Source organism: Nocardia sp. CDC159, assembly GCF_023740735.1.
Taxonomy (GTDB): Bacteria; Actinomycetota; Actinomycetes; order Mycobacteriales; family Mycobacteriaceae; genus Nocardia; species Nocardia pulmonis.
On the sequence record NZ_JAMRXH010000004.1, the window covers coordinates 394,858 to 412,446 of the forward strand.

Sequence of the window (17,589 nt, forward strand, 5' to 3'; positions counted from 1 at the left end):
GCTGTCCGGGTACCGCGGTGGTTCGGTCGGTCGGCAAGATCGGCTAGCATCACTGCTGCCTCTCGGTCCAGAAACCGGCCGTGGAGTCAGTCGGCGTGCGCTCGCGCCGCCCACCTATGCGATCGGAGGCCGCGGGATTTGGTCTGTCCGCACGAAGTCGGTGTCGCGCCCTACGGTGGTGGCCGTGCGGCGTGAGAGTTTCGGCGAGCCGAGTCTCGGTATGGACCCTCGCTGGGCCTGGCAGGAGCCCTGGATGCTGCTGGTCGAGGATGACGCCGGTGACGCCCTGCTGGTGCAGGAATTGGTCACCGACGGCGCCCCCGGCCTGCGGTTGGACTGGGTGCGCTCGCTGGCCGAGGCCGGACCACGGCTCGAGACCGAGTCGCCGGACTGTGTCCTGCTGGATCTGCATCTGCCCGACGCGCACGGCCTGGAGGCGCTGGCCCGCATCCGCGAATACACCGATGCCGCCGTGGTGGTGATGACCGGCCTCGACGAACAGGAGACCGGCCTGGCCGCGGTCGCGGCGGGCGCACAGGACTATCTGGTCAAGGGCCGCGTCGAACCGGAGCTGTTCGGTCGCGCCATCCGCTATGCCATCCAGCGCAAACAGGTCGAGCGCACGGCCGCGGCGCTGCAGGCCAGCCAGCTGCGCGCGCAGGAGAACGCCCGCCTCGAGCGCGGCCTGCTCCCGACCCCGCTGCTGCCCGCGGACAGCGGTGTCTCGGTGCAGTCGCGGTATCGGCCCGGCCGGGCGCACGCGCTGCTGGGCGGCGACTTCTATGACGTGGTCCAGGACGGTGACGGCACGGTGCACGCGGTGATCGGCGATGTGTCCGGCCACGGCCCGGACGCCGCGGCCACCGGGGTCGCGCTGCGATTGGCCTGGCGCACATTGGTTTTGAGCGGCGTCACTGGCGCCCGGCAGCTGCGCGTGCTGGAGCAGGTGCTGCTGGCCGAGCGCACCGATCGGCAGACCTTCGCCACCGCGACCAGCCTGATCCTGGAGCCGGATACGCGCACCGTGCGGGTTCAGCGGGCGGGGCATCCGGGTATGGTGCTGCGCTCGGGCACCGAACTGAAGTGGGTCGAGGTGCCCGGCGGCCCGGCCCTGGGCTTCCTGCCCGATTACGCCGAGTGGCCCATCCAGGAACTGAAGCTGCCGATCGACAGCGCCCTGATGCTGTTCACCGACGGCCTGTTCGAGGGCTGTACGGGTGCGGAACGGGAACGACTCGGCGAGGAGGGCATGCTCGACATCGCCCGGGCGGTGGCCACCGAGCAACCGGAGACCTTCATCGACGAATTGATCGGGCGCATCGAGGAATTGGCCGGTGCGGCCGGCGGATTGGACGACGACTTGGCGATTCTGTATCTACGCTGGCGCGACGGGGAGTGGATTCGGTGAGCCCCGCCGATTCGCGCGTGGTCGGCCGGTTGACCGTGCAGTCGTGGTTCCAGATCGTGCTCGCCTCGATGGTTTTGGTGGTGATCATCGGCGCGGTCGCGGGCGCGCAGGTGATCGCGAATACGACCACCATCAGCGACCGCCTGCTCGATCGCACGCTGCCCGCCTCCGCCGAGGCGTATCGGTTGCAGAGCGCCCTGGTCGATCAGGAGACCGGTGTGCGCGGCTACGCCATCACCGCCGATCCCGACTTCCTGCGGCCCTATACCGACGGCCGCCAACTGGAACAGCAGGCCGCGGTCCGGCTGCGCGAACTGCTGTCGGACCGGCCGGAACTGCTGGCCGACCTGGACGCCGTCGAGCAGGCGGCCGAACGTTGGCGGCGCGGCTACGCCGAACCGCTGACCTCGATTCAGGCTCCGGCGCAGGCTCGGATCGCGGGCACCGCGACCGCGGATCGAGGTAAGAACATCTTCGACGAGGTGCGCGCCCAGTTCGGCCCCCAGAACGACGGTCTGTCGGCGGCACTGGCCGCCGACAACGACGCCCTGAATCACGCCCGCACCGTGCGCAACGCGGTGTTGATCGGGCTACTGGTGATCTTCCTGCTGGCCGGAGTGACCTTCACCGTGCTGGTGCGCAGGCTGGTCGCGCGGCCGCTGCGCTCGCTGGCCGACTCCTCGCTGCGGGTCGCCGGCGGTGAATTCGATCACCGGATCACCCCGCACGGACCCGCCGATCTGGCGGCGGTGGCCGAGGCCGTGGAGGATATGCGCCAACGCATCGTCTCCCGGCTGGACTCCTCGCGCGCGCAGGAGGCGGTGCTGCAGGAGCAGCGCGACGTGCTCGACGCCCAAGCGGTCGAATTGCGGCGCTCCAACGCCGAATTGGAGCAATTCGCCTACGTCGCCTCGCACGATCTGCAGGAACCGCTGCGCAAGGTGGCCTCGTTCTGTCAGCTGCTGGAGAAACGCTATGGCGATCAGCTCGACGAGCGCGGTAAGCAGTACATCGATTTCGCCGTCGACGGCGCCAAGCGCATGCAGGTGCTGATCAACGATCTGCTCACCTTCTCCCGGGTGGGCCGAATCACCGGCGACAGCAAGCCGGTCACGCTGACCGACCCGCTGGAGAAGGCCCTCAACAATCTGTCCGTGGCGATCGAGGACACCGGCGCCCGGGTGGAGCGGCCCGACGAACTGCCCGAGATCATCGGCGAGCCGGTGCTACTGACCATGCTGTGGCAGAACCTGATCGGCAACGCGATCAAGTTTCGCCGTCCCGATCAGCCGCCCGAGATCCGCCTCACCTGCGATCCGGATCCCGAGGGCGGCTGGCTGTTCACGCTGTCGGACAACGGAATCGGCATCGCGCCCGAATTCGCCGAGAAGGTGTTCGTCATCTTCCAGCGGCTGCACACCCGCGACGAATACTCCGGAACCGGCATCGGGCTGGCGGTCTGCAAGAAGATCGTGGAATTCCACGGCGGCAGGATTTGGATCGATACCGACTACACCGAGGGCACCCGGTTCTGCTTCACCCTGCTCGGCACCGAAATCGCCAGCCGCAGCGCCGAACTCGCATCCGCAACCCAAGGAGCCACATCATGATCACCCCCGGCCGCCCGATCGACATCCTGCTGGTCGAGGACGATCCCGCCGATGAGCTGATGACGCGGGAAGCGTTCGAGGACAACAAGATCGGCAATACGCTGCACGTGGCCCACGATGGCCAGGAGGCGCTGGACTTCCTCTACCGGCAGGGCGAATTCGCCAACGCGCCACGCCCCGACCTGATCCTGCTGGATCTGAACCTGCCGAAATACGATGGGCGCGAGGTGCTGGGCAAGGTGAAGGCCGATCCGGCCCTGGCCCACATCCCGGTCGTGGTGCTGACCACCTCCGCGGCCGAGGAGGACATCCTGCGCAGCTACCAGCTGCACGCCAACGCCTATGTGACCAAGCCGGTCGATCTGGATCAGTTCATCGCGGCCATCAAGCAGATCGACGAGTTCTTCGTCCAGGTGGTCCGCCTGCCGTCGTATCAGCAGCAGCAGCAGTAGAGCTCGCGCACAAAAATCCCCGCCCCGAACGCTTCTTCCGGGGCGGGGAATTTCCGTATCTCAGTTCGTCGCGCCCAACCCGTCGGCCGCGAGCGCGTCGTCGAGCGTCGGGAACATCGCCAGCAACTTGTCCAAGCCCGTCACCTCGATCGGCCTGCGCACCGCGTCCGACGCCACCACCCGCAGTCGCTGCGGCTTGGCGGCCTCCGAGGCGACCATCAGCGCGCTGAGTCCGGCCGAACCCATGAACCCCACATTGGTCATGTCCACCACCAGGGGGCTGCCATCCTGTCGGCTCTCCTCCAACGCGGACTGCAGATGTGGCACCGACGCGATGTCGATCTCTCCGCTGACGGTGATCACGGTCACGGTGCCCTCGTTGCGCACCTTGACGTCCAGCATCCGAGACGTGCCTTCACCGCTCACAGACCGGCCCTCCGTATACACCACGTTCCACCTCTGGAAGCATCGAAACTTCCGCCGCGCACGCCGCGGCGCCAGGGGACTGTCTCCCTGACTCTACTTACCCGGTGCGCGCGTGGGTAATCATCACCTCGGGCGCGAATCTGCGGTATTCGCCATAGTGTCGAATAGCCCACGGGTCACTGGGTATGGCTATCACCGAGCGTACGAGATCGGCCCACGTCGCGGTCTTGTACCGGAAGACAGGAAGCCAGCGGCAGCGCGATGAGAAGTGGAGCACCCGCCCGGGTGTGTCGCACTCCATTGCCGACCGCGTCGCACAGGAGGAAGGCAGTACAAGGTGACCACCCTTCGCCGGCCCGATCTCGGCAGTACGCCGGATCCGCTCGACCTGAGTTTTCCGGCCATGCCCGACCGGCTCGCCGACGTCCGTCGCCGCCTGCGGGAGTGGTTGCTGCGTTGCGGGATCGACTCCGATCGAGCCTACGACATCGTGCTGGCGGTCAGCGAGGCGTGCAGCAACTCGGTCGAGCACGGCTACCGCGGCGAGGGCGGGCTGGTGCGGCTGCACGCGAGCGCGTCGGCGACCGACTTGCGGATCACCGTCACCGATCGGGGCTCGTGGAAGCCGCGCGACACGCCCTCGGATCCCTGGCGAGGCCGCGGGCTGGAGCTCATCCGCGCCCTGGTTCCGGGTGCCTCGCTCACCCCCGGACCGGACGGAACCGAGGTCGAATTCCGGATCCCGATTGCTGTCCAGCCGCCTCCAGCAACCGTCTAGCGATCAAACTCGGCATTGGCCGCCAGCGCTCCGGCGGATGTTCAATGGGACCCATGGAGCAGGTACCCGAGGACTGGGAGCGCGGCCTGGTGATCGTCGCTCACCCCGACGACATCGAATACGGCGCGGCCGCGGCCGTGGCGCGCTGGACCAAGCAGGGCAAGGATATTCGCTATGTGCTCGTGACCAGCGGTGAGGCCGGGATCGCCGGTCTGCCGCCCGCCCAGGCCGGGCCGCTGCGGGAGGCCGAGGAGATCGCCGCCGCCGCGGTGGTCGGCGTGCGCGAGGTGGAATTTCTCGGATATCCGGACGGCCGCATCCAGGAGGGCCTGGCCCTGCGGCGCGATCTGGCCCGGGTCATCCGTCGGCATCGTCCCGAACTCGTCGTGCTGTCCAATTTCGGCGACACCTGGGGGCCCGGTTACGCCAACAGTGCCGATCATCGCGCGGTGGGCCGGGCCGGTCTGGATGCCATTTCCGACGCGGGCAACGAGTGGATCTTCCCCGAACTGGCCGACCTACCGATCTGGTCGCCGCGCTGGGCCGCGGTGATCGGTCCCACCGCCACCCACGCGGTCGATGTCACCGCCGCCGTCGATGTGGCGCTGGAATCGCTGCTGGCGCACGGTCGCTATCTGGCCGCCCTGAGCCCGGAGCCCATCGCCGACCAGGCCCGCGCCATCGTCGACCGCGCCACCGCCCCGCGGCCCGGCTTCCCGGCCGAGCGGGCCGTGGGTTTCGAGCTGTACTACTTCGCGGGCTGATCCGATCGCGCCGCGGCCACGCGCTCGACGACCGGCCGCCAGCTTTCCAGCGGGGCGACCGCGAGCCCGACGACCTTGCCCGCGTCGTCGGCGCGGCGCAGCGCGACGGCCGCGGCGAAATCGGGATCGGCCTCGAAGGCGGCGATCTCCGCGGCGGTCATCGGGCCGCCCTGGGCGAGCAGGGTGCGCTTGCTGGAGGCGGACAGGTTGTGTGCGTGTATCGAATCCGTCGCCGCCAGATAGCGTTTCGCGACAACGTGCAGTTCGACCAGCCGGGCCACCCGCGGCCCGAGCAACTCGCGCACCGCGGCCGCGCCGTGCCTGCCGTGCCCCGCGTCGTCACCCGGCGCCAGGGTGTGGCCGATATCGTGCACCAGCCCCGCCACCTGCAGCTCCTCATCGTCGGGATGTTCGCGGCGCAACAGCTGCGCGCACTGGCGATCGTGGTCGAGAATGTCGACCGGATCGCCGGTGCGATCGGGGGTGTCCCAGACATCGGCACAGTTCGCCAGCAGGGCCATCAACTCGTCCACCGATGCGAGCGGTCGCGAAATCCTCACGCGGCGACGCTAACCGTCCTCGGTGAACATCCGGTTGAATCCGCTGCGCCGGGCGCGCGGCACGCATATGGCAGGCTGTTCGGCATGCGAGTGGCTGTTGTCGCGGGACCGGATCCGGGGCATGCGTTCCCGGCCATCGCGTTGTGCCTGCGCCTGCTCGCCGCCGGTGACGAGCCCGTGCTGTTCACCGCGCCGCGCTGGTTCGAGGCGGCGCGCGCGGCCGGAATCGGGGTGCGGCGGCTCAAGGGGTTGGCGCCGCGGCCGCAGGACGACGATCGCGATGCCGGGCAGCGCATCCACGAGCGGGCGGCCCACATCTCGACCGAGATCCTGCCCGAGCTGAGCGCCATGCTGCCGGAACTGGTGGTCTCCGATGTGCTGACCGCCGGTGGCGGCATGGCGGCCGAACGGCTCGGCGTGCCGTGGGTGGAGCTGTCGCCGCATCCGCTGTATCTGCCGTCGAAGGCGTTGCCGCCGATCGGCAGCGGGCTGGCGCCGGGCGAGGGCCTGCGCGGCCGGGCCCGCGACGCCGTGCTGCGCGGTATGACCGCCCGCGCCATCGGGCGTGGCGAACGCCAGCGCGCCGCCGCCCGCGCGAGTGTCGGCCTGCCCGAGCGGGATCCGGGACCCGACGCCCGTCTCATCGCGACCCTGCCCGCCCTCGAGCTCCCGCGCCCGGACTGGCCCGCCGCCACCCACCTGGTCGGACCGCTGCTGTGGGAGCCCACCGCCGATGTGCTCCCACTGCCTCCGGGCGATGCGCCGCTGATCATGATCGCGCCCTCGACCGCGCACACCGGTGTATCGGGCATGGCCGAGGATGTCATCGCCGCGCTCGACGGCGCGGGCGTGCGGGTGGCGGTGTCGATGCTCGACACACCCCCGGCCGACCTGCCGTCCTGGGCCACCGCCGGTCTGGGGCGCCAGGACGAACTGCTCCGCCACACGGCCGTGGTGATCGGCGGCGGCGGTCACGGCCTGCTCGCCAAGGCACTGCTGGCCGGGGTGCCGATCGTGACCGTCCCCGGCGGTGGCGACCAGTGGGAACTGGCCAATCGTGCCGCCCGCCAAGGTAGTTCGATCGTCGTGCGGCCGTTCACCGCCGCTGCCGTTCGTGCCGCGGTGGGGCGCATGCTCGACGATCCGTCCTACCGCGCCGCCGCCGAGCAGGCGGCGTCCGGCGCGGCGGAGGTCGCCGATCCGGTCGAGATCTGCCATCGCGTGCTCGATGCCGCGCGGGCGCGCTGATCGGCGCGGGAGTGCACCGGTCGAGCGGGCCTCGGTTCCGAGCGCTGGCGCGCCTGTCCGCGCGACCGTCGCCGGTGGCGGCCCCCTGCGCACCCGGGCGGTAGCGCCCCGGTAGCCTGGGTGTGGTGCGATTGACTGACTTCCGAGAGCTGTTGCACGGCGAGTTCGGGGTGGCTCGCGGAGACGCCCTGCTCAACGACCACACGCTGCCCGCACTGGGCGGCCGGACGGGTGCGCAGGCGATCGAGGCGGGGGTGGATCCACGTGATGTCTGGCGCGCGCTGTGCGCCGAATTCGACGTACCTCGGAGCCGCTGGTGACGCGCGATACCGTTCCGCTGCCCCCGAAAGTGGCCGCGCTGCTGGGTGATTCGCCCACCCGATCGAACGAGCACGAGGGGCTCAGCGGGGGCGTGGAATTCGTCAACGGGGCCTACTGGATGAAGCGGGGCCCCGAGGCGGTGGCGGAATATCAGCGGCTGATCTGGCTGGGCGAGCAGGGCATTCGGGTACCGGCCGTCGCGGTGTTCGAGGACGACGTCCTGGTGCTCGAGGACGCCGGGTCGCCCAGCCTGAGCGAACATCCCGCGCCCGGTGAGTTGCTGGGCCGGGTGCTGCGCCGATTGCACGAGATCCCCATCGCGGCATGTCCGTTCGACGGACGGCTCGAGGTGACGCTGGAGCAGGCCCGGCGCAATGTCGCCGAGGGCCGGGTCGACGCCGAGGATTTCGACGACGACCACGCGACGCTGACCCCCGACCAGGTGCTCCAACGACTGCACGCCCGGCGGCCCCGAACCGAGGATCTTGTTGTCACCCACGGCGATTACACCCCGCCCAATGTGCTGGTCGGCGGAATCGTGATCGACGTCGGCCGGCTGGGTGTGGCCGACCGCCACCGCGATCTCGCCCTGGCCCAGCGTGATCTGCTCGACGATCACGGCCCGGACGAGGTCGACGCCTTCTTCGCCGCGTACGGACGCGCCGATCCCGACCCCGAACTGCTCGAGTACTACCGGACGCTCGACGAATTGTTCTGAGCAGCGGCTTCTTTCGCTGACTGGCTCCGGGGCCGGACCGCCAGCGCGCGATCCTCGGCGACCGCGGAATCCGCGGCGTGCGAGCGCCGGTGGAACAGCGCGAAGGCCAGCAGCCCAAGGATGATGCCGACGCCACCGGCCACCGCGGCCAGGGCGTCGAGCCCGCGCACGAAATCCGGCAGCGCGCTGCGCTGCTCGGCACCGGCCGCGTGGCGAAAGACCGTGCCCAGCACCGCGACTCCCAGGGCCAGCCCGAGCTGTCGCCCGGTATTGACCGCACCGGCGGCGGTCCCGCTCTGCCGCGGTGACACCGCCGCCATCCCCACCGCCACCAGCGACGGCCCCAGCACGCCCACGCCCAGGCCGATCACGACGAAGCCGGGCAGCAGTGCGCGCCAGGACGATTCGGTATCGATGATGGTGAGCAGGGCCGTACCGATCCCGATCACCACCAGCCCACCGCCGATCGTCCACTTCGGCGCCAGATCGTGCGCGAACCGCCCGAACAGCCCCGACGCCACGAATGCCGTGGCCGCCATCGGCAACATGGCCAGCCCCGCCCGCAACGGGGACAGTTGCAGCGGCTGCTGCAACCACAGCGACAGGAACGGACTGCTCGCGAAGGCCGCGAAATTCATCCCCGCCGCCGCGATCAGCGTCGCCCCGAATTCCCGGTTACGCAGCAGTGTCAGCGGGAACATCGGCGCGGCGCCGCGCGATTCGACGATCGCGAACGCCGCCACCGCGGTCACGCCAACGAGCGCCGCGATCAGCGCCCGCGGATCGCTCCAGCCGTGCTCGCCGCCGCGAATGATGCCGTAGGTGAGCGCCGTCGCGGCCGCCGCGAACGCGACCATCCCCGCGGCATCCACCCCGCGCCCCGTCTGCCGCGGCGAGGCGCGAAAGACCCACGCCGACAACGCTGTCGCCACCACCGCGACCGGCAGGTTGACCAGGAAGATCCACCGCCACGACAGCAGTTCGGTCAGTACGCCGCCGACCACCACGCCGATACCGGCCGCCGCGCCCGCCACCGCACCCCACGCGCCGAAGGCGACCCCGCGATCGCGGCCGGTATAGGTGGCGTGCAGCAGCGACAGCGTGGTCGCGAACATGGCCGCGCCGCCGACACCCTGCAGCGCCCGCGCCGCCACCAGTACCGAAACCGACTGCGCCGCACCACAGATCAGCGAGGCCAGCGCGAACACCACCAGCCCGGCCAGATAGGTGGGCTTGGCGCCGATCCGGTCGGCCAGCGATCCCAGGACCAGCAGCAGCGCCGCCAGCGCGAGCGCGTATCCGTCGACGACCCACTGCAAGCCGGACAACCCGGTGCCGAGATCGGTGGCGATGTCGGGCAGCGCCACATTGACGATGGTGACGTCGATGAGCAGCATCAGCGTGCCCAGACACGCCGCGAACAAGGGGAGCCATTTCCGCACGGCGACCTCCGAAAGCGAGTAAAAGATTTCGACGCCCAGCGTGGTGGATGCTTGAATATCCACCTAGCCGTCCCTCGATCAGCGTTGGATTCCCACTATGTCGCGCGAACAGCCTGCCGATTCCTCCATCCTGGATCTGCTGGACAAGCAGATCGTGCACGCGCTGGTCACCGATGCGCGCATTCCGTTCGCCAAGCTCGGCGCGATCCTCGGAGTCTCCGAACAGACCGTGGCGCGGCGCTATCGGTCGATGCGCGAGCGCGGCATCGTTCACGTCTCGGGCCTGGTCAACGCCGTGCCGCTCGGGCACACCCGCTGGCTGCTGCGGCTGCGCTCGACACCGGACAAGGCCCTGCGGCTGGCCGAATCGCTGGCCCGCTTTCCGGATGTGAGCTGGGTGTCGCTGCTGTCGACCGGTTCGGAGGTGAGCTGTGTGAGCCGACCGCAGTCCACCGAACGACGGGATGCGCTACTGCTGCACACCCTTCCGCGCGCGGCGCAGGTGACCGAGATCCGCGCGTACGAGGTGATGCACCGCTTCCCGCTGGAATCGGAGTGGCCGCATTTCGGCGCGCTGCTCACCGCCGAGCAGCGGCGCGCCCTGGGGGAGCGGCGGCCGGTCCGCGACGACGGCCCCGGACACCCCGTGGACCTGTCGGCGGCCGACGAGATCATGCTGACGCTGCTGGCCCGCGACGCGCGTGTCTCCTACGCCCGCATCGCCGAGGAGACCGGTTGGAGCCCAACGCGAGTCGCCCGCCGCATGGACGAGCTGGCCGAGGCCGGGGTGCTGTACTTCGATGTGGATTACGCGATCGAGCGCATGGGCTACGCCGCGCGCGGATTGCTGTGGCTGCGTACCCGTCCCGCCGATCTGCACGCGGTGGGCAGTGTCATCGCGACGCATCCGGAGATCGCCTACGTCGCCGCCACCACGGGGCCCACCAATCTGGTCGCCTCGTTCGCCTGCCACGACACCGCGCACCTGTATCGCTACGTCACCGAGCAACTGGGTCCGCTCGGCGGCATCACCGATATCGAGGTCACCCCGGCGCTGCGCGTGCTGAAACAGGCGCAGGCGCTGATGGGAAACGATCGCGTCACCCTGATTCCGGAGCCGAATCGCAGGTAGCCGGATCGCCGCCGACGGCTTTCGCGTGTCGTGGGGCGCGTCGCTTGCCTCGAACACGTGTTCGTCTAAGCTGGCCGTCGGAACTTGTCGGTGCCGCCCTCTAACGTGGGCGTCAACCACACAACGAGACCCACCCGTCGAGAAGGGGAACCAGACGATGGCACCACAGGCTTACGACCGCGACAAGGCGCTGGAGCTCGCGCTCGCGCAGGTCGAGAAGAGCTTCGGCAAGGGCGCGGTGATGCGCCTGGGGGAGGAGGCACGCCAGCCCATCTCGGTGATCCCGACGGGTTCCATCGCGCTGGACGTCGCCCTGGGCCTGGGCGGCCTGCCGCGCGGCCGCATTGTGGAGATCTACGGTCCGGAGTCCTCCGGTAAGACCACCGTCGCCCTGCACGCCATCGCCAACGCGCAGGCCAACGGCGGCGTGGCGGCGTTCATCGATGCCGAGCACGCGCTGGATCCGGACTACGCCCGCAAGCTCGGCGTCGACACCGACGCGCTGCTGGTCTCCCAGCCCGACACCGGTGAGCAGGCGCTCGAAATCGCCGATATGCTGGTGCGCTCCGGTGCGCTGGACATCATCGTCATCGACTCGGTGGCCGCGCTGGTACCGCGCGCCGAGATCGAGGGCGAGATGGGCGACAGCCATGTCGGTCTGCAGGCCCGACTGATGAGCCAGGCGCTGCGCAAGATGACCAGCGCCCTCAACAACTCCGGCACCACCGCCATCTTCATCAACCAGCTGCGCGAGAAGATCGGCGTGATGTTCGGCTCGCCCGAGACCACCACCGGTGGTAAGGCGCTGAAGTTCTACGCCTCGGTCCGCCTCGATGTGCGCCGGATCGAGACCCTCAAGGACGGCAGCGACGCGGTCGGCAACCGCACTCGCGTCAAGGTCGTCAAGAACAAGGTCTCGCCGCCGTTCAAGCAGGCCGAATTCGACATCCTGTACGGCGTGGGCATCTCCAAGGAGGGCTCGATCATCGATATGGGCGTCGAGCAGGGCTTCATCCGCAAGTCCGGCTCCTGGTTCACCTACGAGGGCGACCAGCTCGGCCAGGGCAAGGAGAACGCGCGCAAGTTCCTCCGGGAGAACACCGACGTGCGCGACGAGATCGAGAAGAAGATCAAGGAAAAGCTCGGCATCGGCGCCGACGTCACCGCAGACGCGGGTGCCGAGGCACCCGTCGACTTCTAGCCGATGCCGCCCCGGGAAGCGTCGGGGCCCATAACCCAGGGCCCCGGCGCGACTCGGCTCGACGCGGTCGACCGTCTCCGCCGCCAACTATCCGAAACGGAAAGCGGTCCCACCGCCCGCCCGCGACGGATCCGCCCGGCGGCGAAACCCGCAGGCCCCAAGGGCAATCCGACCGGCCTGTGGCGCTCCGACGACGGCCCGGTCGACGCCACCTCCGAGGACTCGTACCAGGGAGACGCGGGGTTCCCTGGTACGAGCCCCGAGCAATCGGCGAACTCCTCCGACCGCACCGAAACCCAAGCCAAGAACCTGTGCCTACGGTTACTGAGCAACCGCACGCACAGCCGCTCGGAGCTACTCGACCAGCTGGCGACCGCAGGCTTCACCCTCGAGGTATCCGAACGCGCACTGCACCAGCTCGAGCGGGCCGGTCTACTCGACGGCACCGTTCCCGGCACCCGCCGCGAACCGCCAAGGAGCACAAGTCGATCCGGTTCATCGTCGGCCGAACCTACGCGCGGGCGTTCGAGCCGATCCGGGTCGGCGACGACGAGCCCTCCGTGCAGCGAAGGGTCGGAAGCCGAGGGCGACAGCGGTCGCCGCCGTGGCACACGCCGCGGTGTCGATGTAGGTACCGGCGGCGAATCGCTGGCCGGCGGGACCGAGGCGCAGGCCAAGGATCTGTGTCTGCGGTGGATGAGCGAGCGGCGGTGCTGTCGGTCCGAACTCGCGGACAGGCTGAATGCCGTGGGTTTCGCCCCCGAGATCGTCGAACGGGCGCTGCATCAGCTCGGGCGGCTCGGACTGCTCAGCCGTACGGAAGCCGGCTCGCACCGTGAGATGGCAAGGGGCACAAGTAGCTTCGACACCATGCCACCCGATCTCGCAGAGCCGGAATCGGCGGCGACCGGCCCGGGTCGAGGACGGCGAGGTGCGCGTCGCCGCGCCGACGCGGGGGAAGAGTCACCCGGCGGTGGGACCGAGGCGCAGGCCAAGGATATTTGTTTGCGGTTGCTCACCGATCGGGCGCGCAGTCGGGCCGAGTTGGCGGACAAGTTGGCGGCCAAGGGGTTTGCCGCCGAGGTTGCCGAGCGGGCCCTGGACCGCCTGGCCCAGGTCGGGCTCATCGACGATGCGGCGTTCGCCGAGCAGTGGGTGCATTCCCGCCATACCTATTCGGGTAAGGGGCGTCGTGCGCTGGCCGAAGAACTCCGTCGCAAGGGCGTTGCCCCGGCCGATGCCGAACCGGCCCTCGCCACCGTCACCGGCGCGGACGAACACGCCCGCGCCACCGACCTGGTGCGCCGCAAACTGCAGAGCCTTCCGCGAGATCTGGACCGCGACAAGGCGATCCGCCGCCTGGTGGGCATGCTCGCCCGCCGTGGCTACGATCCCTCGACCGCGCACGCGGTCGTCCTCGCGGAGGTGACAGCGGCCGGTTTCCAGAGCGAGCGAGCGCGGCAATCCGCATCCCCGCGCACCGAACCGTCCCCACCATCGCCTCCCGACGAATCCGCCGCTGCCGACCTGATCCGCCGCAAACTCCGCTCCATCCCACCGAACCTCGACCGCGACAAGACAATCCGCCGCCTGGTGGCCATGCTCGCCCGCCGCGGCTACCACCAATCCGCCGCCTACGCCATCGTGAAGGCCGAACTCGCAGCGGCCGATGAGAGCTGAATTTGCCGTATTCATCACCTTCATCCGTTAAGGTGCGATCCCTCTGAGAGGGAGTAGATGAATACCTGGCGTGACCTGGATCGTGCCACCCGGAAGGCGCTGCTGCGTGGTGAGCCCGCCGCGAATCCCGAGATCGATCGAATCGCGCGGGTTCATGCGGAGAAGACTCTGAAGCGGTTTGATCTCTGGATCTGCGTGCTCCTTGTCGTCGGCGGTGTGATCACAGGGGTGCCGCTGGGGTATTTCTCTGTCAAGGCGGACCTGTCCCCCGGCGCCTTCGGCTCCATTCTGCTGATCGTCATGCTCGGGTGTGCGGTTGTCTGCACTCGTCGCAAGCTGCGACTTGTTCGCCTGCTCAACGCGAGCCAGGGCATGCCTCGGCGGCCGGTCCCGCCGGGCGAGGCGGAGCGCCTGGAGATCAGAACATCAACCTGGGGTGTGCTGCGATTGATGGGGTTCTACCTTTGCGTCGTCGTGCTGCTGTCGGTCACGGGTGCGGTGTGGTCGAGTTGGTGGCTGATCGGCCTCGCCGTGGTCTCGGGCGTCCCGATCGTCGCGTATACCGGCTACCTGCTGTACTCCTCCCTGTCCGGCCATCCGCTGGTGCTCGACGCCGACGGCGTGCATGCACCGCACGGCCGACTGCGACTCGGCTGGGAATCCGTCCGCGAGATCAGGGTCTTTCCGCTCCGCGCGACGGCCAAGGACACCCGGCAGGTAATCGCCTTCCTGTTTCACGACAACCAGACTTACCTCGGCCAGCTCCCGCGCTGGGAGTCCTACCTCGTCCGCTGCGGCGCGAAGACGTTCCTCTCCCCGATGGCCATCATGGACGGCTTGGCGGACAAGCCGGTCGACCAGATCGCCGCGACGGCGGCGGCTCTGTCCGGAATCCCCGTAACGAGATCGCCACACCCGTCCCGGCGAGCCGAGCCGTAGTTCAGGATTCGGCTCGGCGCGGCCGATTCGACTGGCCCTCGGCCGCTTTCCCCAGCACGCGGTCGAGGAGGTGATCCAGAAGTTGGATGGCCGCTTCGGCGGTGGCGTAGCCGGTGAGCATGCCCTGGGCGAGTCCGCCGACGGCCGCGCCGATCAGTTTGGCGTCGAGGTCGGGCTCGGGGGAGGGGGTCGGTTCGTTGCGGTGACGGGCTTTTCGGAGTTGATCGGCGACGAGGGCGACCAGAGCGTTCGGTGCGGTCAGGGTTTCCGCGGCGGTGATGCCCTGACCGCTGATCGCCGCGGTGTTGAAGGCGCCGAGGATGATGGTTTCCTCGCGGCGCTGTTCGTCGAGCGGGAGCACCTCCAATAGCACCGCTCGAATCGCTTCGCGAGGGGTGGCGTCGTCCCCGAGGGCGGTCCACCGTTTCAGGAATCGGTTACCGGCGTCGTCCATCACCGAGCGGTGGGTGGCCAGCAGGAATTCCCGCTTGGTCCCGAAGTAGTACTGGACGAGCCGCACCGAGACCCCGGCCTCCGCGGCCACCGATTGAAAGGTGACGGCGGCCAGGCCGCCGGTGACGATGACACGGCGCACGGCGCCGATGATCTGCTGCCGCCGCACCTCGTGGTCCACCAGCCGTGGCACCTGACCAGCCGCCTCTCTACCGAATCACCGTCACCGAGCTTTTCGATGGTACGCGCATACCGCATTTGTGATACGGTCATATCGCATTAAGCGATACGGACATACCGTAAAGATTTCTGGGAGGGAGGGGGATCGTGCCGAAGATCGGGCGATTCACCAACAAGGAGGCCCAGGCCGCGTTCCTGCGTGCCTACGACACGATTGCCGCGCGCTGGCCGGTCCCGTCGACGCTGCTCGATATCGAAACTTCGTTCGGCACAACGCGAGTGCGCAAATCCGGCAGCGGCGAGGGTGCGCCGATCGTGTTGCTGCCGGGCATCGGGGGCAATGGTCAGGCGTGGTGGCGAATCATCGAGGCCCTGGCGCGCGAACGCGTGGTGTACACGCCCGACGTCATCGGCTGGGCGGGGCGGTGTGTGCAGACCGCACCTTTGCGCGATGCGTCAGACGTTGCGAAGTGGGTGGTCGAGACGTTCGACGGGCTCGGTGCGGGTCGCGTTCATCTGGCGGGAAACTCGCTGGGCGCCTGGATGTCCGGCGCTACCGGGGTATATCACTCCGATCGCCTGGCGAGCCTGACGATGTTCGAACCGAGCGCGGCGACATTCGCCAAGCCGAGCTGGGGGCTGCTGTTCAAATTCCTGAAGGCGGGTATGCGGCCGACTCCCGAGCGGATGCGGAAGTTCAACAAGTGGCTGCTGCCCGGTTTCGAGCTCGACGATGAGGAGTTCGCGCTGGCCATGGCGGCCTTGAAATTCCGGATGGCGATGCCGTGGGACCGGCAGTTCACCGATGACCAACTGGCCCACATCACTACACCGACGCTGGTGCTGTTCGGCGCCGAAACGATCGCCGGCGACCCCGAAATCGCGGCGGCTCGCGCCCGCGAGCACATCCCGTCGGTCGAGACCGAGATCTACCCCGGCATCGGTCACGACCTACTCTGGGCGAATCCGGATCAGGTCATCCCGCGCTTCCTGGATTTCGTTGCCAGTCACGATCCGGTGCGGGCCTGACCCTCACCGGCTGGCCGCCCAGGCGCGCACCTGCTGCGCCGCGATGTCGACCAACCGTTCGTAACCGAGATTGATATCGAGGTAATGGCTTGCCGCATAGGGCAGTTCATTGAAGTGCGGTCCGCCCGGGTCGGCCGGTCGGTAGCGGTAGAAATGGTAGCCGTGCTGCGACTCGCACTGGCCCTGCCAGCGTTGTGCGCTGGTGGTCCAGGTGGACGGGGACTTCGGCATGCCGTGGGGGAAGGTCGTGTACTCGTAGGCCAGGGCCGTCGCCCCCGCCGCGAAGGGGGCGGTGGGGACCGTCAGCCCGACCGGGGCCGGGTCGCCGCTGAGCGGTGCGGGGTCGGTGCAGGCGACCTCGTAGGCCGGTCCGCTCGGCGCGCCGATCATGGGCGACAACGGGTCCAGCAGAGAATTGCCGTAGATCGACAGCGCCAGCAGTGGATCGATTGCCGCCGTGGAATAGGCGATGACACAACCGAATTCGCCGCGCGCGGTGCAGAGCGGAATGGTGTCGAAGTCGCCGCCGATCGCGCTGCCGCGTGCGGTCAGCACGTTCCCGCCCAGCAGGAAAGCCCCGACCAGCCGCGAGCGCACCCGCGGATCGTGATCGACGCGTTCACGAATCAGCTTGCGTAACAAAAGACTTCCCTGCGAATGGCCGATCAGCACGACGCCGCGGCCGTTGTTGTCCTGCGCCAGATACCGATCCCAGGCGGCGAGCACGTCGTCGTAGGAACGCTGGATCAGCGGCAGGCCGGTCAGCAGTTGCAGGGATAGGCCCGGCGGGGTGGTGAGCTGGCGGTAGAGCGGCGCGAATATCCGGCAGTGCGGGGCGAATCGGGCCGCCTGCATGGTGGCGATGGACGCCACCGAGGGCTCGTAGGGTGGGTCGGCGTAGACGGCGGGACGGGTGCTGACGGTGGGGTAGACGTAGAAGCAGTCCACCGGCTTGTCCTGCTCGGCAGGGACGAGCGACGCGGTGGCGGTCCCGGTGCGCAGGTCGGTGATGTCCAGCGGAACGTCACACGGGTCGGTCGCCAGCGCGGGACCGCACAGCCATTCGATCGGTGTCGCCTGCGCCGCGGCCTGCGGTCCCGCCGTCACACCGCAGCAGACGAGGGCGAGTACCGTCACGAATCGCCAGATACCCATCCCGCCCCCCGTCTCCGCTCCCAGATCGTCTCTGTATAGCAGCACCCCGGACAACGGTGACCCGATCCGTGCGAAAAATTCCGTTCGAATCGC

17 protein-coding genes and 2 pseudogenes are annotated in these 17,589 nt (G+C 68.8%); 14 read left to right on the forward strand and 5 right to left on the reverse strand.

The window, feature by feature from the left end; genetic code table 11:
- The first annotated feature begins 220 nt into the window (after positions 1–220).
- From NDR87_RS11840 to NDR87_RS11850, 3 genes are all read left to right on the forward strand, one after another.
- Positions 221–1,408, forward strand: coding sequence for a PP2C family protein-serine/threonine phosphatase (locus NDR87_RS11840; RefSeq protein WP_251911846.1), 1,188 nt, complete (start codon positions 221–223; stop codon positions 1,406–1,408).
- Positions 1,409–1,476: 68 nt separating this feature from the next.
- On the forward strand, positions 1,477–3,018 hold the full coding sequence (locus NDR87_RS11845; protein WP_251911847.1) for a CHASE3 domain-containing protein: 1,542 nt from the start codon (positions 1,477–1,479) through the stop codon (positions 3,016–3,018).
- Positions 3,015–3,470, forward strand: a complete 456-nt coding sequence (locus NDR87_RS11850; protein WP_251911632.1) for a response regulator — start codon at positions 3,015–3,017, stop codon at positions 3,468–3,470. Before NDR87_RS11845 ends, NDR87_RS11850 begins: the two co-directional genes overlap by 4 nt.
- 60 nt (positions 3,471–3,530) lie before the next feature.
- On the opposite strand, the gene NDR87_RS11855 is transcribed toward NDR87_RS11850, so the two are convergent.
- Positions 3,531–3,896, reverse strand: a complete 366-nt coding sequence (locus tag NDR87_RS11855) for an STAS domain-containing protein (protein ID WP_251911634.1) — start codon at positions 3,894–3,896, stop codon at positions 3,531–3,533.
- Positions 3,897–4,233: 337 nt separating this feature from the next.
- Between NDR87_RS11855 and NDR87_RS11860 the strand changes: the two genes are divergently transcribed.
- Complete coding sequence (locus tag NDR87_RS11860; RefSeq protein ID WP_251911636.1) at positions 4,234–4,674, forward strand: ATP-binding protein; 441 nt, start codon at positions 4,234–4,236, stop codon at positions 4,672–4,674.
- A 53-nt stretch (positions 4,675–4,727) separates the two neighbouring features.
- Positions 4,728–5,438, forward strand: coding sequence for a PIG-L deacetylase family protein (locus NDR87_RS11865; protein WP_251911637.1), 711 nt, complete (start codon positions 4,728–4,730; stop codon positions 5,436–5,438).
- Here the strand turns inward: NDR87_RS11865 and NDR87_RS11870 are convergent.
- Positions 5,423–5,998 carry an HD domain-containing protein gene (locus NDR87_RS11870; RefSeq protein ID WP_251911639.1) on the reverse strand — a complete coding sequence of 192 codons (576 nt, stop codon included), beginning with the start codon at positions 5,996–5,998 and terminating at the stop codon, positions 5,423–5,425. The genes NDR87_RS11865 and NDR87_RS11870 overlap by 16 nt on opposite strands.
- Positions 5,999–6,082: 84 nt before the next feature.
- Here NDR87_RS11870 and NDR87_RS11875 point away from each other — a divergent pair, with 84 nt between their 5' ends.
- The 3 genes from NDR87_RS11875 (at position 6,083) to NDR87_RS11885 (ending at position 8,285) form a co-directional block, all read left to right on the forward strand.
- Positions 6,083–7,246, forward strand: coding sequence for a glycosyltransferase (locus NDR87_RS11875; RefSeq protein ID WP_251911640.1), 1,164 nt, complete (start codon positions 6,083–6,085; stop codon positions 7,244–7,246).
- Between the two features lie 125 nt (positions 7,247–7,371).
- Positions 7,372–7,566, forward strand: a complete 195-nt coding sequence (locus tag NDR87_RS11880) for a DUF3046 domain-containing protein (RefSeq protein WP_251911641.1) — start codon at positions 7,372–7,374, stop codon at positions 7,564–7,566.
- Positions 7,563–8,285 (forward strand): aminoglycoside 3'-phosphotransferase, encoded by a 723-nt coding sequence (locus NDR87_RS11885; RefSeq protein WP_251911642.1) that lies wholly within the window; start codon positions 7,563–7,565, stop codon positions 8,283–8,285. The genes NDR87_RS11880 and NDR87_RS11885 overlap by 4 nt, the downstream gene beginning before the upstream one ends.
- Here the strand turns inward: NDR87_RS11885 and NDR87_RS11890 are convergent.
- On the reverse strand, positions 8,258–9,790 hold the full coding sequence (locus NDR87_RS11890; protein WP_251911644.1) for an MFS transporter: 1,533 nt from the start codon (positions 9,788–9,790) through the stop codon (positions 8,258–8,260). The genes NDR87_RS11885 and NDR87_RS11890 overlap by 28 nt on opposite strands.
- Before the next feature lie 34 nt (positions 9,791–9,824).
- On the opposite strand from NDR87_RS11890, the gene NDR87_RS11895 reads away from it, so the two are divergent.
- The 5 genes and pseudogenes from NDR87_RS11895 (at position 9,825) to NDR87_RS11915 (ending at position 14,679) form a co-directional block, all read left to right on the forward strand.
- Entirely contained in the window at positions 9,825–10,859 is a 1,035-nt protein-coding gene (locus NDR87_RS11895; RefSeq protein ID WP_251911647.1) for an Lrp/AsnC family transcriptional regulator, read from the forward strand.
- 157 nt (positions 10,860–11,016) lie between these two features.
- Entirely contained in the window at positions 11,017–12,060 is a 1,044-nt protein-coding gene (gene recA / locus NDR87_RS11900; RefSeq protein WP_251911648.1) for a recombinase RecA, read from the forward strand.
- Positions 12,061–12,063: 3 nt separating this feature from the next.
- Positions 12,064–12,468 (forward strand): annotated as a pseudogene (locus tag NDR87_RS37865) (hypothetical protein); the annotation flags it as partial.
- A 462-nt stretch (positions 12,469–12,930) separates the two neighbouring features.
- Positions 12,931–13,500 (forward strand): annotated as a pseudogene (gene recX / locus NDR87_RS11905) (recombination regulator RecX); the annotation flags it as partial.
- A gap of 297 nt (positions 13,501–13,797) precedes the next feature.
- Entirely contained in the window at positions 13,798–14,679 is an 882-nt protein-coding gene (locus NDR87_RS11915; protein WP_251911650.1) for a hypothetical protein, read from the forward strand.
- 1 nt (position 14,680) lies between these two features.
- Here the strand turns inward: NDR87_RS11915 and NDR87_RS11920 are convergent, their stop codons facing one another.
- Positions 14,681–15,325: a TetR/AcrR family transcriptional regulator gene (locus NDR87_RS11920; RefSeq protein ID WP_251911651.1), complete on the reverse strand. Its 645-nt coding sequence runs from the start codon at positions 15,323–15,325 to the stop codon at positions 14,681–14,683.
- A 134-nt stretch (positions 15,326–15,459) separates the two neighbouring features.
- Between NDR87_RS11920 and NDR87_RS11925 the strand changes: the two genes are divergently transcribed.
- Positions 15,460–16,341 (forward strand): alpha/beta fold hydrolase, encoded by an 882-nt coding sequence (locus tag NDR87_RS11925; RefSeq protein WP_251911652.1) that lies wholly within the window; start codon positions 15,460–15,462, stop codon positions 16,339–16,341.
- A 3-nt stretch (positions 16,342–16,344) separates the two neighbouring features.
- On the opposite strand, the gene NDR87_RS11930 is transcribed toward NDR87_RS11925, so the two are convergent.
- Entirely contained in the window at positions 16,345–17,541 is a 1,197-nt protein-coding gene (locus NDR87_RS11930) for a DUF3089 domain-containing protein (protein WP_251911654.1), read from the reverse strand.
- Between the last annotated feature and the right edge of the window lie 48 nt (positions 17,542–17,589).

Bases quoted from the DNA above. Each gene is read 5' to 3' on its own strand.
- NDR87_RS11840 (WP_251911846.1), top strand. From the start codon at position 221: ATGGACCCTCGCTGGGCCTGGCAGGAGCCCTGGATGCTGCTGGTCGAG.
- NDR87_RS11845 (WP_251911847.1), top strand. From the start codon at position 1,477: ATGGTTTTGGTGGTGATCATCGGCGCGGTCGCGGGCGCGCAGGTGATC.
- NDR87_RS11850 (WP_251911632.1), top strand. From the start codon at position 3,015: ATGATCACCCCCGGCCGCCCGATCGACATCCTGCTGGTCGAGGACGAT.
- NDR87_RS11865 (WP_251911637.1), top strand. From the start codon at position 4,728: ATGGAGCAGGTACCCGAGGACTGGGAGCGCGGCCTGGTGATCGTCGCT.
- NDR87_RS11875 (WP_251911640.1), top strand. From the start codon at position 6,083: ATGCGAGTGGCTGTTGTCGCGGGACCGGATCCGGGGCATGCGTTCCCG.
- NDR87_RS11895 (WP_251911647.1), top strand. From the start codon at position 9,825: ATGTCGCGCGAACAGCCTGCCGATTCCTCCATCCTGGATCTGCTGGAC.
- recA (WP_251911648.1), top strand. From the start codon at position 11,017: ATGGCACCACAGGCTTACGACCGCGACAAGGCGCTGGAGCTCGCGCTC.
- NDR87_RS11915 (WP_251911650.1), top strand. From the start codon at position 13,798: ATGAATACCTGGCGTGACCTGGATCGTGCCACCCGGAAGGCGCTGCTG.